The sequence below is a fragment of the Gymnodinialimonas sp. 202GB13-11 genome, from assembly GCF_040932485.1.
In the GTDB taxonomy this organism is placed as follows: Bacteria; Pseudomonadota; Alphaproteobacteria; order Rhodobacterales; family Rhodobacteraceae; genus Gymnodinialimonas; species Gymnodinialimonas hymeniacidonis.
The window spans coordinates 532210-547990 of the sequence record NZ_JBFRBH010000001.1; the positions used below are offsets into that span (position 1 = coordinate 532210).

The following is a 15781-nucleotide window of genomic DNA, read 5'->3' on the forward strand; positions in this document are numbered from 1 at the left end:
GTCCAAGTGTTCAGCGGCCACGAATGCGCGGGTCCAACGCGTCCCGCAGGCCGTCTCCGATATAGTTCACTGACAGCACGGTCAGCGAGATGAAGACGCCGGGCCAAATCACCCGTTCGGGGTAAGAGCTAAGCCAATCGGTGCCATCAAACAGGATGCGGCCCCATGTCGGGAAATCCGAAGGGAAGCCGAGGCCCAAGAAGGACAGGGCGGATTCAGTGATGATCGCGTTGGCAATGCCAAGCGTGGCCGAGACCATGATCGCCGACATAACGTTGGGCAGGATGTGCCGCCCAATCATGTTCGACGATTTGGTGCCGATGGACCGCGCGGCCAGAACGAACTCCCGCTCCTTCAGGGCAAGCACGTCCCCGCGCACCACGCGGGCCGTTTGCATCCAGGACGTCAGGCCGATCACCACGACGATCAGCACGAATATCCCGCCCTCCGGACCGAAGGCATTTCGAAGCTGATCACGGAACAGCATGATGATAACCAGCAGCAATGGCAATAGCGGGATGGCGAGGAACAGGTCGGTCAGGCGCATCAGAATCCCGTCGAGCGACCGGAAATATCCCGCCAATACGCCGATCATCGTGCCGAAGAACAGGGCCAGCAACATAGCCGTTAGCCCCACAGCGATGGAGGTCTGCCCACCGGTCATCAGGCGCGCAAGCATGTCGCGGCCCAACTGATCGGTGCCAAGCGGATGCGCCCAGGAGACTTTCAGGAACAGCCCCGGATTGGCACGGCTGAACTCCTCTGGTGCTGCAAAACAGCTCGTCATCAAGCGGAACCAATCCCCCCACGTCTCGGCCCCGGGGCGAAGGCAGACGAGAATGTGGTTCGAGTTGCGGGCGCGGATATCGGCGTATTGCGGATCGACCGTCCAGATCAGCGGGCCGATCAGGATGAAGGCCAAAGCGAAGATGAAGAAGCCCAGTCCGAAGAGCGCGCCCTTGTGGGTTTTGAATTGATCCCAGACGTCGAACCATTGGTTGCGGGGGGGGCGTTCCTGAATGGTGCGGGAGACGCCGGCATCTGCTTGGGGGGGGACAGCTTCAGTCATAGCGAATCCTCGGGTCCAGCACGCCGTAGAGTATGTCGGCGATCAGATTGAACAGAACGATCAGCACGGCGAAGATGAAGCTGACAGTCTGCACGACGGGCACATCGCCCGCCTGAATAGCAACGATCAGAAGTTGTCCGATGCCGTTCACCTTGAAGACCTGCTCGGTGATGATTGCGCCGCCAAAGACGGCGGGCACGTTCAGCGCAATTACAGTGACCACCGGGATCATCGAGTTCCGCAGCACATGGACCAGCACCACTGTTTTCTCGCCCAACCCTTTGGCGCGGGCTGTGCGCACGTAATCCTGATTGAGATTGTCGAGCATGGAGGCCCGCATGTAACGGCTGATCTGGGCGGCGTTGAACAATCCCAGAACCATCACCGGCATGATCATTTGCCGGAACTGGGTTTTGAACGTCTCCCAATCCACGACCTCAAGTGTCGTGTCGTAGACCGAGGGCAGCCAGAAGATACTGTCCTGATCGATCCAAACCGAGAAGATCACGATGAACAGAACGCCCGTGAAGAAGGTCGGAACCGAGAAGCCGAGCATCGAGATGAACGTGCCTAGCTGGTCGAAGACCGAGTATTGCTTGTAGGCCGAGATGATGCCGAGGGGCAGGGCGATGACAACGCCCACGATGTAAGACGTGCCCACGACCCACAGGGTCTGCGGCATCCGCTCTCCCACCCATTCAAAGACGGGCGCGCGGGTCTGGTACGAGATGATGCGCGGCCCATCGGGTGCCCATGCCGTGCCGAACCAGCCGTCGATGGCGTGTAACGGTTCGTCCCACACCATCAGCTTCAGCCATTTCAAGTATTGGATCAGAAGCGGGTCGTTCACGCCAAGGCTTTCGCGGATCTGTTCGCGCACCTCTGGCGGGATGGTCAGCGGCAGGCCTGCGGTTGGGTCCGACGGGCTGAGCTTCACGATGATGAAGATGATGAAGCTTATGAACAGCAACGTCGGGACAGCAAGGATCAGGCGGCGGATGGTGTAGGTTAGCATCTCAGGCGGCCTCTCGTGCAGAACATGCAGCGATGTGGCTGATGCCGTCGCTGGAATAGAGCGTCATCTCGATGCCTTGTGCGTCGAATTCGAGGATCATGCCCGCATTGTCCGTGTTGATGTAGGTCAGAGCGCCCGAAGACATATCAGCGCTCAGGTCGTTCATGGCGAGGTCGAGGCGGGTGGTTTCTCCGGCCATCTCGACGGTCGCGGATTGCGCGGTCCAGTCGAAGGTGATGCCGAGAACCATGAAGGATTGGGTGCATCCGTCTGTCCTGCAGTAATCAGACCCGACACAATCCATCGCGCCAAATGCGCTCGCGGTCTGCGCGAGGGCGGTCAGGCCAAGGGCCAACGGGAGGACGGCTAAAGTCATGGGGTTCTGGTGCAGAGATTGGCCCGCGCGAGGAACCCCGCGCGGGCCGTGATCACATCACTCGGGGATGCGGTGCCATTCGGCGATGTTCCACAGCTCCGAATCCCAGTCGGACATGCGGATGCCGCCGAGGGAGTTGGCGTGTGCGGACACGCCGCCACGGTGGATCAGCGGAATGATCGAGCCGGACTGAACGAGCATGTCGTTCATCGCCATGGCCAGTTCACCGCGACGCGCGAGGTCAGCCGTGCCGGCCATTTCGTCGATCAGGGCATCATAGTCTTCGGAGCAGAAGCGCTGGATGTTGGAACCCTGCCACTGCGTTGCAGGCGACGGGATTTCGTCACAGGCCCAGTTGGCCATATAGGCCTGCGGGTCCACACCAGCGAAGTTGTTGGTGTACATCTCAACGTCTGCATAGAACTTCTGGAACGTGTCCGGGGATGCCGGATCGCCGCCGAAGAAGACGGACGCGTCGATGTTGCGCAGCTCGGCGTCGATGCCGATTTCTGCCCACCACTGCTTAACCAGCGCCTGCGTGTCCTGACGGACGGCGTTGGTCGAAGTCTGGTAGAGAACGCGCAGCGGCGTGCCTTCGTATTCCCGAACGCCGTCGCCATCGGTGTCGAGAATGCCAGCTTCATCGAGCAGCGCGTTTGCACCGGCGATGTCCTGCACGAGGCAGCCATCATTGGCGGTCGAAGCATAAAGCTCGGGCGCCGGAAGGACGTTACAGGTGGGCTGTCCGCCTGCGCCGTAGCCGACTTCCACCAGCAGGGCACGGTCGATGGCCATCGACATGGCCTGCGTGATCACCGGGTTGGTCAGGAACGGGTGCGCGCCTGCCTCAGCGGTGGAGCGGATGTCGCCCAGGGCTGGGTCGGGGTTGAGCTGGTTCATGTGCAGACGCTCAACGGACGTACCGAATGCGGTCACAACCGTGCCGTTTCCTTGCGCTTCCATCTGCGCGAGGATCGTCGGGTCGATCTGCAGGTTCCAGGCGTAGTCAAACTCGCCCGTTTCCAGAACCGAACGTGCGGCTGCCGTCGCATCGCCGCCACCTTTGAAGGTCACGGTTGCGAAGTGCGGCTGATCCGGCACGCGGTAATTGTCGTTTGCCGCGAATTCGATCACGTCGTTCGGGCGGAAGTCCGTCACCACAAACGGGCCGGTGCCGATGGGGCCAAAGTTGGCCTCGGTGCATTCCGGTGCACGCGCGCCAAGGCAGTCAGCGAACTGAGCGGCCTGAATGATCGGGCTCTCCGAGCCGACAAGCGCGGTGTAGGGGAACGGCGTCGGTGCTGCGAAGTTGATTTCGATCGTCAGATCATCAACGGCCACGATGCTTTCTACACCATCAAAGTAGCTGGCCTGCGCGCAGCCGCCTTCGGGGTGGGTGCAGTATTCCCAGGTGAACACGGCGTCTGCCGCGGTCAGCGGTGTGCCATCCGACCAGGTCACGCCTTCCTGAAGCTGCCAAGTGATCTGCGTCAGATCCTCGGACACGCCGCCATTCTCGACGGTCGGAATGTCCGCGGCGAGCCACGGAACCATCGTGCCGGTGTCATCGAAGCGCGCGAGCGATTCCAGCACCAGCGAGGCCGACTCGACCTCTTTCGTGCCGCCCGAAAGGTACGGGTTCAGCGTCGAAGGCGCTTGCCAATAGATGATGTTTAGGTGGCCCGACCCGCCGCGGGCGAGGTGCCCGTCGGCCCAGGCGGCCATCGGAGCCATGGCCAGTGCGGCCGCTCCGAGCATAAGAATTTTGCGTGTCATTGGTGTCATTCTCTCCTTGTTGGACGCTCTTGCCTCTGATGGGCATATCGCCTTACCGGCGCATACTCGTCTTTCTGGTGGCTGGTGTTTTCCGCCGCAAGCGATGGACAACACACCCTGCCAATTCCTGCATCGTTTGCTTAACGCCGCGAAAAAGCAAGCCTTCTGCCGTGGCGTCATGCTCAATCAATGGGCAATCGTAGAATTTGACAGCATTCCGGCGCGGTCCTACCGTCACTGCATCATCCCTTCAGGAGAGAGCCGCCCCATGCTGGATCAGCCCATTGCCCAAGTGCGCAACCTGCGGGTGGAGTTCGAGACAAAGAACGGCACGGTCGTGGGGGTTGAGGATGTCTCGTTCGACGTTCAGCCCGGCGAAACTGTCTGCATTGTGGGCGAATCCGGGTCGGGCAAATCGGTCTCGTCCCTGTCGCTGATGCGTCTTGTGGAATTTGGCGGTGGTGAAATAGCAGGCGGGGAGTTGCTGTTTGACCGCGGCGGGAAAGAGCCTGTGGACCTTGCCAAGCAAGGCACAGGCGCGATGCGCACGATCCGTGGCAATGACATCGGCATGATCTTTCAGGAGCCGATGACGGCCCTGAATCCAGTCTTCACAATCGAGCGGCAACTGACCGAAGGCCTGCGCAAGCATCTGAACATGAGCGGTGAGAAGGCCCGGGCGCGTGCGCTGGAGCTGATGAATCTTGTCCGCATCCCCGAGCCTGAGCGCCGCCTGCAACAATATCCCCATGAGCTGTCCGGGGGTATGCGCCAGCGCATCGTGATTGCCATGGCACTCGCCTGCGAGCCGCGCATTCTTATAGCAGATGAGCCGACGACGGCGCTTGATGTGACCATCCAGGCTGAGATTCTGGCGCTCATTAACCGGCTCAAGAACGAGACGGGCACCAGCGTTCTGTTCATCACCCACGATATGGCCGTGGTCGCGCAAATGGCCGACCGCGTGATCGTCATGTACCGGGGGCGAAAGGTCGAAGAGGGGCCGGTTGAGCAAATCTTCAACGACCCGCAGCACGAATACACCAAGGCGCTTTTGGCGGCAGTGCCAAAGCTTGGCGAAATGCGCGGCAAGGATTTGCCTGAGCCGATGAAGCTATTGGGGCGGGAGGGGCAGCCCACGAAACCGATCGAGGGCACCGAAAAGCTGCTTTTGAAGGTCGATAACCTCGTGACCCGCTTTCCTGTACGCGGCGGCCTGTTGCGGCGCACAGTTGCGCAGGTTCACGCGGTCGAGGATGTTTCCCTTCGCCTGAATGCCGGGCGCACCCTGTCGCTTGTGGGCGAATCCGGTTGCGGAAAATCCACCTGCGGGCGCTCCATCTTGCGGCTGGTGGAACCTGAATCCGGCACGATTGAACTGGACGGCGCCGATGTGCGTGCCATGACGCCAAGCCAGCTGCGGCGCGCGCGCCAAGACATGCAGATGATCTTCCAGGATCCGTTTGCCTCGCTGAACCCGCAAATGCGCCTTGGCATTCAGGTGGCAGAGCCTTTGGTCAACTACGGCCAGTTCAGCGCGCAGGAACGCACCGACAAGGTCGCCGCCCTGTTCGACCGGGTGCAATTGCCGCGTGACTACATGCAACGCTACCCGCACGAGCTGTCGGGCGGTCAGCGCCAACGCGTGGCGATTGCCCGCGCACTGGCCCTGCAACCCAAGCTTATCATCGCGGATGAGGCCGTCTCGGCCCTCGACGTGTCAGTGCAGGCCGAAGTGCTGAACTTGATGATGGAGTTGCAGCAGGAAATGGGCCTGAGCTACCTGTTCATTTCTCACGATATGGCCGTGGTCGAACGGGTCAGCCATGATGTGGGCGTTATGTATCTGGGCCGGATCGTGGAGCTTGGGCCGCGGCAGGCGATTTTCGAAAACCCACAACATCCTTATACGCAGGCGCTTCTGAGCGCCGTTCCGGTTGCAGACCCCGCGCAGCGGAAAACCGATAAGGATTTGAATTTCAAACCGATCCCGTCGCCGGTCCACCCGCTTGATTACGTTCCGGCGCCTTCCGAATACCGCGAAGTTGGCCCGGGCCACATGATCCTGACCACCGATAGCGGGTACTGATCCGATGGCCGAAACACTCTCGCCACGCGCGCTGATGGAAAAGCTCGTCAGCTTCCCGACCGTCAGCCGGGATAGTAATCTGGGCCTTGTCGATTGGGTCGAGGGATACTTGGATGATCACGGCATTTCGGCAGCCCGCGACTATGACGAGACGGGGCAAAAGGCCTCCCTATTCGCACATATCGGGCCGGAGGAAGACGGCGGCGTGATCCTGTCGGGCCATACGGATGTAGTGCCGGTCGATGGCCAGGCTTGGGACACCGACCCGTTCACCGTGACCGAGAAGGGCGGAAAGCTCTACGGACGCGGCACCTGTGACATGAAGGGCTTTGACGCGCTCGCGATCTGGGCCGTGGTTGAGGCGAAACGGCGCGGCGTGACGCGGCCCGTACAGCTGGCACTCAGCCGCGATGAAGAGGTGGGCTGCGTCGGTGCGCCCCCGATGATCGAAGCGATGCAGGGCGTGGTGCCCAAGGCGTCGATGGCCATTATCGGTGAGCCGACCGAAATGGGCATCATCAATGGTCATAAGGGCGGCACCGGGTTCGACCTGCATTTCCACGGATTCGAGATCCATTCGTCCCTCCAACCCGACGGCGTGTCGGCCATCATGGAGGCCGCGCGCCTGATCCAATGGGCCAATGAACAGAATGAGGCGAGCGCCGCCGCCGCTGATCCCGACAGCCCCTATTATCCGAATTTCTCCACGCTCCATGTTGGCATGATCGAAGGCGGCACCGCCCACAACATAACCGCCAAGGATTGCAAGTTCATGTTCGGTCTGCGCGCTTTGCCCACGGACGATGTGGCGGAGTGGAAAGCGAAGATCCTTGGCAAGATCGCTGAAATCGAAGCTGGCATGAAAGCCGTCCGGCCCGAGACTGGGATCACCGTCACCCCGCGTTGGGATGTGCCGGGCCTGTGTGCCGAGGATGAGGGCGAGGCCGAGGCTATGGTCCGCCGCCTGACCGGGCGCAATGGCACGGGCGTCGTGAGCTTTGGCACTGAAGCCGGGCAGTTTCAGGCTGGCGGCTATTCCGCCGTCGTGTGTGGCCCCGGCAATATCGACCAGGCGCATCAGCCGAATGAATTCATCACGCTGGACCAGTTCCGGCAGGGTGAAGCGTTCATGGAAAACCTTCTAACCGAATTGGCATGACGGCCCTTTTTCGGCGTCCGCCACCCAAGCCCTTCCGTGGCGAATTGCCTGCGTCGGTAGACCTTGCCGTCATTGGCGGCGGGGTCATCGGCGTCTCAACCGCGCTTTTTGCGGCCCGCGCCGGCCTGCGCGTCGTGGTCCTCGAAAAGGGATATGTCGCAGGCGAGCAATCCAGTCGCAACTGGGGCTGGATCCGCGTGCAAGGCCGTGACATGGCCGAAATCCCGATCGCGCAAGAGGCACAAGAGCTGTGGAAGGCCCTTGATGCTGAAACAAAAGGCCGGATGGGAGTGCGGCAGGTCGGCGTCAGCTATCTTGCCCGCAGGGACGCTGAAATGGCCGGGTACGCGGCATGGCTCGATCAAGCTCGTCCGTTGGGCGTGACCAGCCATTTGATGACCCGCGCAAAAATGCGCGAGATTTTGGGGGATCCTATCGGCCCTTGGATCGGCGGATTGCACACTCCCACGGACATGAAGGCCGAACCATGGGTTGCCGTGCCGGAGTTGGCTCGGCTGGCAACAGAGAGCGGTGCGCAGGTATTCGAAGGCTGTGCCGTGCGCGCGTTAGAAAGGACGAATGGCGCCGTTTCAGGCGTGATTACCGAAGCTGGGACAATCGCTTGTGAACAGGTGGTGCTGGCGGGCGGAGCTTGGTCCTCCCTGTTTCTCAATCGTCACGGCGTCGACATCCCCCAGCTTTCCGTGCGCTCCACTGCGCTTGCGACGGGGCCGTTGCCTCAGATCATGCCATCTGCGGCAGCTGACGACCGCATGGCCATGCGCCCGCGCGAGGATGGCGGCTATACCCTTGCGCCGTCCGGCTTTTCAGAGCTGTTCCTGGGCAAAGACGTGTTTCGGCATCTGAAGCACTACCTGCCTTTGGCCATAAAGGGCGAGTTTGACGTGCATCTGCGTGGCCCCCAGCCAAAAGGGTTCCCCGACGCGCCCGGCACGCCGCGCTTATGGCGCCACGATGAGCTCAGCCCGTTCGAGCGGATGCGTGTCCTGAACCCTGAGCCGAACCGCGAAAAGGTCAGCGAGGTGAAAAGGCGGTTCGCGCAGGCCTATCCCGACATGGGCCACGTCACCCATGCGGATGTCTGGGCCGGGATGATCGACGTGCTTCCCGATGTCGTGCCCGTGGTCGATCATGTTGCAAAAATCCCTGGCTTGATCGTCGCGTCGGGCATGTGCGGCCATGGCTTTGGCATCGGCCCCGCCTTTGGCCGCATTCTGGCTGACATGGCGCGGGGGAAAGATCCGGGCCACGACCTGTCCCGTTTTTCCATGGTACGCTTCAGCGACGGCTCGCGCCTTGTGCCGGGCCCTAACATTTGAATTGCAGCCCGTGGGGTGCGGTGGCACTCTCCAGCTCTCACGCAACACCGGAGGATATCCCATGCCCGTCAAGAACCGTTTCGCCGAGCTTCTGCCCGAAATCACCGAATGGCGCCGGGATATCCACATGCACCCCGAGATCCTTTTTGAGACCCATCGAACAAGTGCGTTGGTCGAAGAAAAGCTAAAGGCGTTCGGCTGTGATGAGGTTGTGGGCGGCATCGGGCGCACGGGTGTAGTTGGGATCATCAAGGGGAAGTCAGATACAAAAGGCCGCGTGATCGGATTGCGCGCGGATATGGATGCCTTGCCGATCTTTGAGGCGACGGGCCTGGAATACGCGTCGAAGACCGAAGGCGCGATGCATGCATGTGGCCATGACGGGCATACCGCGATGCTTTTGGGCGCCGCGAAATATCTGGCCGAGACACGCAATTTCGACGGTACGGTCGCGGTGATCTTCCAGCCCGCCGAAGAAGGCGGCGGCGGCGGCAAGGAGATGTGCGACGACGGGATGATGGAACGCTTCGGCATCGACGAGGTCTACGGGATGCACAACTGGCCGGGCCGCCCGGTAGGGTCATTTGCCATCCGCTCGGGTGCATTCTTCGCGGCGACGGATACGTTTGAGGTGAAGTTCAAAGGCCTCGGTGGCCACGCCGCCAAACCGCAGGAGACGATTGATACGACCGTGATGGCGGCTCATGCAGTGACGGCGTTGCAGACGATTGCCGCGCGGAACGCTGATCCGGTGAGCCAGATTGTGGTGTCGGTCACATCGTTTGAAACGGAGTCGAAGGCGTTCAACGTGATCCCGGAAACGGTCACGATGAAAGGCACTGTGCGGACCATGTCGGCGGAGAACAGGGATCTCGCCAACAAGCGCGTTCCCGAGATCTGCGAAGGGATTGCGGCCACGTTCGGTGGACGGGCTGAGGTCGACTATGTGCGCGGCTATCCGGTGATGGTGAACTCCGAGGAACAGACGGAATTCGCAGCCGAAGTCGCGCGCGAAGTCTCGGGTGAATGCATCGACGCGCCGCTTGTGATGGGGGGTGAGGATTTTGCCTTCATGCTGGAAGAGCGCCCGGGGGCCTATATCCTGGTCGGCAACGGCGACACGGCAATGGTTCATCACCCGGAATACAACTTCAACGATGAGGCCATTCCGGCGGGCTGTTCCTGGTGGGCGGAGATCGTAGAGCGGCGGATGCCGGCGGCCTGAGAGGGGCTGCTCACGCGTGAGCAGAGGGGCTAAGTATCGGATTTAGAAATGAAAAAACGGTTTAGTTAACGAAGCGTTTACTATGAAATCTGTTCCACAGGCGCGCGCGGGCGTCGCCCACCCACCCACCCCGACGCCCCGCGCGCGTGGTTGCGCTTCATTGCTGGATGTCGGTGCTTTATAAGGGGGTTGGATTTCCGCTGAGAAGCGGTTCAGGGACAAGTCTGCCCTGAACGCGCCTTATCGAGTGTCCTGCCCACCGCTCCCGCATCAAGGACAAGCGGCCTTTGGCCGTCGGCTTTGCCGATCCTTGACCCGGGATCAGAGGGCGGTCGGCGGCTCGTGTGCCAGGCGGTTCAGAAGGCGGTCAAGGGCGAACAGAAGGGCGAGGCCTGCTACCATTAATGCGAGCGTCAGGGCCGGGTGCCAGAGCAGCTCTGTAAACGGTTCCCACCAGGCCCAGGTAGTGCCGAAATGGATGCGATAGCCCGACGCCATGCCGACCAGAGACCAGAGGTATTGCAAGCTGAACGCGACGGTGGCGACGGCGATGCGCGTGCGTCCGGAGATCCAGACCGCGCCGATGATGCCGAACAGAAACGCCGCGCCGATGGCTTTCGCGATATGGGCGACCACGATCATGCCGGTTGTTGGGCAGGCGATGTCGGGGCAGATGGAGCGGTCGGCATTGATCAGGCCATGACCGGGCGCGCCGAAGGTCAGGATTTCGTGAGCCAGCAAGACCGCCAAAAGGGATGTGGCCCCGGCCAATGCAAGCGCGAACGCGGCGCGCATGCGCCCGGGAGGTTGGTGTGGGGACATCAGATGTCTGCGTCAGAAATCGCTAAAGGTCTGAAACCGCGCACCACGGTTTTCTGCACGCGCCAAGACCCGTTCGAAGGGTTCAAGCACCTCTTTCACATGCGCGACCATGTCGGGCCACAGATCGAAGTCCTCAGGTCTGGTGTCCATGGCGCGGCGAAGATTGCGACACATGGCAAGGCCAGTGGTGGCTTCTGTCCAGGGGCTGTCAGAAGGCTGCCAGGGACGTCGCATATGCGCCGGCATCGCTTCGTTGAGTATCTCGTGCTCTTGCCGGGTTGATCCGAACAGGTCCAGCAGGGGCTTTTGCCCATGGGCCACAAACAGGGAATCGAACGGCTCACCAGTCAGCATCATCAGCTCGACATAATCGTCGCCCTTAATGGCCGCGTCTGTCTTGTCGAAGCGTATCCAAAGCTCTGGCATTCAGCCGCCTGTATGGCTCATGTGGCGGCTCATCTGGCCATCCACAGCCTGCCGGGAATAATCGAAGTCGTGGCCTTTGGGCTTGAGACTGATGGCCTTGCGAATAGCGTCTTCCAGAAGCGCATCGCCTTCGGATGCGCGTAAGGGCGCGCGGAGGTCGGCCATGTCTTCCTGGCCAAGGCACATGTAAAGCTCTCCGGTGCAGGTCAGGCGCACGCGGTTGCAGGATTCACAGAAATTGTGGGTGAGCGGCGTGATGAAGCCGATTTTCTGTCCGGTTTGTGCAAGCTCCACATATCGCGCCGGGCCACCCGTGCGCAGGGGCAGGTCGGTCAGCGTGAACTTTTCGGCCAGACGCGCGCGCAGATCCTTGAGCGACCAGTACTGGTCGAGCCGGTCTTCATTGCCGAGATCGCCCATCGGCATGACCTCGATAAAGGTCAGGTCCATGTCGCGGCTGGCACACCATTCCTGCAGGGTAAACAGTTCGTCTTCGTTGAAGTCCTTCAAAGCGACTGCATTGATCTTTACGCGTAGGCCAGCAGCTTGTGCCGCGTCGATGCCATCGAGCACCTGTTTCAGGCGGCCCCAGCGAGTGATAGCGGCGAATTTGTCGGCGTCGAGAGTGTCGAGGGACACGTTGATGCGTTTGACACCAGCTTTTGCCAGGGGCTCGGCAAAGCGCGCCAGTTGGCTGCCGTTTGTGGTAAGCGTGAGTTCATCCAGCGTACCCGCATCGAGGTGGCGTTTCATGCCCTCGAAGAAGGTCATGATATCGCGGCGCACCAGCGGTTCCCCCCCGGTGATGCGCAGTTTGCGCACGCCAAGCCGGATAAAGGTGGAGCACATGCGATCAAGCTCCTCCAACGTCAGAAGCTCTTTCTTCGGCAGGAACTGCATGTTCTCGGACATGCAATAGACGCAGCGGAAATCGCAGCGGTCCGTGACGCTAACGCGCAGGTAGGTGATGGCGCGCGCAAACGGGTCGATGAGGGGGGCAGCTTGATCCATGGGCGGAAGGTATGCGTGGGCGCGGGCCGGGGCAAGTCACGGTTGCGGGGGCGGGTGGTGGCCCTTAGCATCTGGCGCAACAGGCTTTGACGAGGTGCGAGATGAAACATTTGGTTCTGGGTGCGGCCATTTTGGGCTTGGCCGGATGCGCTGGTGGTTTGGGCGGGATGTTCGAGGGCGGCTCAGCCAGCTCCGGCCCGTTTGCGCGAGATGCGCCGGATGTGCCGGAAGCGAGTGGCGAGGTGATCACCGAGGCAGTTGTGGGTGAGGCTGCGGCAGAAGATATCGCGCCTGCGGAGTCGAGCGTGCGCGCGGCGGCGGTGGCCGAGGGTGATACGGCGGCTGGCGATGCGGTGCGCGGGTTCACGGTGGCGAGTCTCGGCGACGCGACGGTGCCGGGCTTGTGGATCGAGACGCCGCTGGTCGACCGGGAGCGGGTGGTCACGGTGGTTGCCCCAAATGGCACGACGGTTGAAGTGACGGGGCGGCCTTCGGGCGGCGAACGCGGCTCAGGCTCCCGCTTGTCGTTGGCGGCGTTCCAGGCCTTGGGGCTGGATTTGACTGGTCTGCCCACGGTGACGGTTATTGCCGAATAGGCCGCTGATCCCGGAGCTTGGCGATTGGCCCACGATGCGGGCCCGTTTCCGGTGGGATATTCCAGACGCCCTGAATCTGGCGGAGATTTGCTGTGACCGGTGGGCACGTGAGGCGCCGGATCAGGTCGCTGTGCGCCATATCGGGCCGCCCGATGAGGTCTGGACCTACGGGCAGCTAAAGCAGGCGACAGACAGTTTGGCGGCGTTTTTGGCGACGCAGGGTGTCGGGCGCGGGGACCGCGTGGCGATTGCCATGGCGCAGAACCCGCGGGTGCTGGTGGCGCATCTGGCGGCGTGGAAACTGGGCGCTGTGTCGCTGCCGCTGTTCACCTTGTTCGGGGAAGATGCGCTGCGCTACCGGCTGAGTGACAGCGGAGCGGCGGTGGTGATCGTCGATGGTGCGTTCGAGGATAAGGTGCGCGCCGTGGCAGGTGATGTGGTGGTCGTATCGACCACGGCACGCAGCGGTGAGTTGGGGTTGGACGCGGCCATGTCACAGACGGCGGTAGGGTTCCGGCCCGTTGCGACATCTGCCGAAGACCCAGCTGTTATGATCTATACGTCCGGCACCACGGGTGATCCGAAGGGCGTGTTGCACGCGCATCGGTTCCTTTATGGGCACCTGCCCTGTCTGGAACTGGCCTATGGCGGCTTTCCACAGGCCGGTGACGTGGGATGGACGCCTGCGGATTGGGCATGGATCGGAGGGCTGATGGATATGGCGATGCCGTGCTTGTTCTACGGCGTGCCGCTGATGTCGCACCGGTTTGCGAAATTTGAGCCGGAACTTGCGTTTGACCTGATGCGGCGTGAGGGGGTGACGGCGGCGTTTTTGCCGCCAACCGCTCTGCGTTTGATGCAGCAGTCGGATGCGCCGGGTGGCTTGATGCTACGGGCGATTGGCTCGGGCGGAGAGGCATTGGGCGCGGACTTGCTGGGTTGGGGGCGAGAGGCGCTGGGGAGTCCGATCAACGAGTTTTATGGGCAGACGGAGGCGAACTTGGTGGTTTCGGCCTGCGACGGCGTGATGTCGCGGGTGCCCGGTGCCATGGGGTTGCCGGTGCCAGGGCATGAGGTGGCCGTGCTGGGGGCAGGGGACGTGCCGGCCAGAGAAGGCGAAGTCGGCGAGGTTTGCGTGCGCGCACCGGATCCGGTGATGATGCTGCGCTATTGGAACAAGCCGGAGGCGACGGCAAAGAAGGTGGTGAACGGCTGGTTGCGGACGGGTGATCTGGCGACGCTACGGGGTGATGGGCAGATGGAGTTCCATGCGCGGGATGATGATGTGATCACGTCGGCGGGCTACCGGATCGGGCCGGTGGAGATCGAACAGGCGCTTTGCGCACACCCGGACGTGGCACTGGCTGCTGTCGTCGGCGAACCTGATCCGGTGCGGACCGAGATTGTCGTCGCCCATGTGGTGCTGCGCGAGGGCGCGGAGGTCACGGACGATGCGCTGAAGGCCTTGGTGCGCGACAAGGTGTCGGCCCATGTTGTGCCGCGCCGGATTGTTAGAGCCGAGAGCCTGCCGATGACGGCGACGGGAAAGATACTACGCCGCGCTTTGCGGGATCGCTAACTATTTCTCGATACTGCGCCGGATGGAGCGGACGATTAGCCAGACGACAAACACAACCGGCAGGACGGCCGCTGCGGTCAGTACCGTCTCGGTCGTGCCAAGCGGTTCGGCGAGCGGCTTCAACAGATAGACGACGAGGTTCAGCGCATAGTAGCTGATCGCGACAATCGACAGCCCCTCAACCGTCTTTTGCAGCCGCAGTTGCAGGTCTGAACGCGCGTCCATCGACTCCAGCAATTGCTGGTTCTGCGCGGAGCGGTCCACATCGACGCGCGTTCTGAGGAGATCGCCCGCCCGGATGGCGCGGTCTGTCATGCTTCCCAGCCGTGCTTCGGTGGATTTCACCGTCCGCATGGCCGGATCAAACCGGCGCATCATGAATTCGCCAAAGGTCTGGCGGCCTTCAAACCGTTCTTCCCGCAGGACCTTGATGCGCTGGTTAACCAGCGCCTCATATGCGCCGGTCGCCCCGAACCGGAAGGCGCTTTCGGATTGCAGCTTTTCCAATTCGGCTGCGGCCAGAAGTAGGTCATTCAATGTCTCGTCTGGCTTCCGAATGTCGCCGGTCAGATCGCCGACCAAAGTGGACAGGCTCGCATCAATCTCACCCATGCGGCGTGAGATTTCGTGGGCGCGCGGGAAGCCCAGCATGGACATCGATTTGTAGGTCTCGATCTCGCAAATGCGCTGCACGATACGCCCGATGCGCCGGTTGCCGGTATCGGGTTTGGTGAAGACGGCGAACCGCATATGACCGGCGCTGTCGATACGGAAATCGCCGGCGATGATCGCGCTGTCATCCAGCACGCGCGCGGCCGTCAGGCTCTCGGGGACAAACCATTCTGTCAGGTTTTCGGCAATCTCAGCTTCATCCTTCGGCGCTTCCACGTACCGAATATGGGCCGAGGTGATCCGCGCGCCTGGCGCTTCGGCCAACCAATCCTCCGGGAAGACCTCCCACGCGGCGGGGTCAAAGGGGCGGTCGGCTCCGTTTTCAAGAAACGCCGTGTAGGTCACGAACTCGGTATGGCTTTCCCATTTCAGGTGAAAGCGACCCAGTCGTGCGAAGAAGTGGGTCGCGTCCGGGCTGGGGTGCTGCGCGCCGAAGCGATCGAGCAACGCAAGCAAATGCGCCCGATCCACGGCCCTGTCGCGCTTGGCGGCCTCTTTCGGCTGCTTGATGGCGAGATAGACGGCTTGGCCGGGGCAGGTAACGGACGGGAAGGGGCGCGCATGCAGTTCATTGGCGAGCTGATAGCGCAGCGGATGGTCTTCGATGGGCATGGGCCTTTGGGCTT

14 protein-coding genes are annotated in these 15781 nt (G+C 61.8%); 6 read left to right on the forward strand and 8 right to left on the reverse strand.

The annotated features are described in order from the left end of the window. Positions 1-10: 10 nt before the first annotated feature. The 4 genes from V8J81_RS02730 to V8J81_RS02745 are packed head-to-tail and all read right to left on the reverse strand — an operon-like array spanning position 11 to position 4236. Positions 11-1069: an ABC transporter permease gene (locus tag V8J81_RS02730; protein ID WP_368474220.1), complete on the reverse strand. Its 1059-nt coding sequence runs from the start codon at positions 1067-1069 to the stop codon at positions 11-13. Continuing rightward, on the reverse strand, positions 1062-2084 hold the full coding sequence (locus V8J81_RS02735) for an ABC transporter permease (protein ID WP_368474221.1): 1023 nt from the start codon (positions 2082-2084) through the stop codon (positions 1062-1064). Before V8J81_RS02735 ends, V8J81_RS02730 begins: the two co-directional genes overlap by 8 nt. 1 nt (position 2085) lies before the next feature. After that, the gene (locus V8J81_RS02740; protein WP_368474222.1) at positions 2086-2460 is read right to left on the reverse strand and encodes a hypothetical protein; all 375 of its coding nucleotides are present in this window, start codon (positions 2458-2460) and stop codon (positions 2086-2088) included. Between the two features lie 57 nt (positions 2461-2517). Further along, a complete protein-coding gene (locus V8J81_RS02745; RefSeq protein WP_368474223.1) occupies positions 2518-4236 on the reverse strand; it encodes a peptide ABC transporter substrate-binding protein in 1719 nt (572 codons plus the stop codon). A gap of 268 nt (positions 4237-4504) precedes the next feature. On the opposite strand from V8J81_RS02745, the gene V8J81_RS02750 reads away from it, so the two are divergent. From V8J81_RS02750 to V8J81_RS02765, 4 genes are all read left to right on the forward strand, one after another. After that, positions 4505-6325: an ABC transporter ATP-binding protein gene (locus V8J81_RS02750; RefSeq protein WP_368474224.1), complete on the forward strand. Its 1821-nt coding sequence runs from the start codon at positions 4505-4507 to the stop codon at positions 6323-6325. A gap of 4 nt (positions 6326-6329) precedes the next feature. Further along, complete coding sequence (gene argE / locus V8J81_RS02755) at positions 6330-7484, forward strand: acetylornithine deacetylase (protein WP_368474225.1); 1155 nt, start codon at positions 6330-6332, stop codon at positions 7482-7484. Continuing rightward, positions 7481-8824, forward strand: a complete 1344-nt coding sequence (locus V8J81_RS02760) for an NAD(P)/FAD-dependent oxidoreductase (protein WP_368474226.1) — start codon at positions 7481-7483, stop codon at positions 8822-8824. The genes argE and V8J81_RS02760 overlap by 4 nt, the downstream gene beginning before the upstream one ends. 61 nt (positions 8825-8885) lie before the next feature. Beyond that, positions 8886-10049, forward strand: coding sequence for a M20 aminoacylase family protein (locus V8J81_RS02765; RefSeq protein ID WP_368474227.1), 1164 nt, complete (start codon positions 8886-8888; stop codon positions 10047-10049). A 321-nt stretch (positions 10050-10370) separates the two neighbouring features. Here V8J81_RS02765 and V8J81_RS02770 read toward each other — a convergent pair whose 3' ends face one another. Genes V8J81_RS02770 through moaA form a run of 3 tightly spaced genes read right to left on the reverse strand, consistent with a single transcriptional unit; the run spans position 10371 to position 12308 of the window. Then, the gene (locus V8J81_RS02770) at positions 10371-10844 is read right to left on the reverse strand and encodes a hypothetical protein (protein WP_368474228.1); all 474 of its coding nucleotides are present in this window, start codon (positions 10842-10844) and stop codon (positions 10371-10373) included. A 39-nt stretch (positions 10845-10883) separates the two neighbouring features. Then, the gene (locus tag V8J81_RS02775) at positions 10884-11297 is read right to left on the reverse strand and encodes a hypothetical protein (protein ID WP_368474229.1); all 414 of its coding nucleotides are present in this window, start codon (positions 11295-11297) and stop codon (positions 10884-10886) included. Beyond that, on the reverse strand, positions 11298-12308 hold the full coding sequence (moaA, locus tag V8J81_RS02780) for a GTP 3',8-cyclase MoaA (protein WP_368474230.1): 1011 nt from the start codon (positions 12306-12308) through the stop codon (positions 11298-11300). Between the two features lie 101 nt (positions 12309-12409). Here moaA and V8J81_RS02785 point away from each other — a divergent pair, with 101 nt between their 5' ends. Beyond that, a complete protein-coding gene (locus V8J81_RS02785) occupies positions 12410-12904 on the forward strand; it encodes a hypothetical protein (protein WP_368474231.1) in 495 nt (164 codons plus the stop codon). Continuing rightward, positions 12894-14483 (forward strand): AMP-binding protein, encoded by a 1590-nt coding sequence (locus tag V8J81_RS02790; RefSeq protein ID WP_439649860.1) that lies wholly within the window; start codon positions 12894-12896, stop codon positions 14481-14483. Before V8J81_RS02785 ends, V8J81_RS02790 begins: the two co-directional genes overlap by 11 nt. On the opposite strand, the gene V8J81_RS02795 is transcribed toward V8J81_RS02790, so the two are convergent. After that, positions 14484-15767 carry a DUF3422 family protein gene (locus V8J81_RS02795; protein ID WP_368474232.1) on the reverse strand — a complete coding sequence of 428 codons (1284 nt, stop codon included), beginning with the start codon at positions 15765-15767 and terminating at the stop codon, positions 14484-14486. Positions 15768-15781 lie beyond the last annotated feature (14 nt).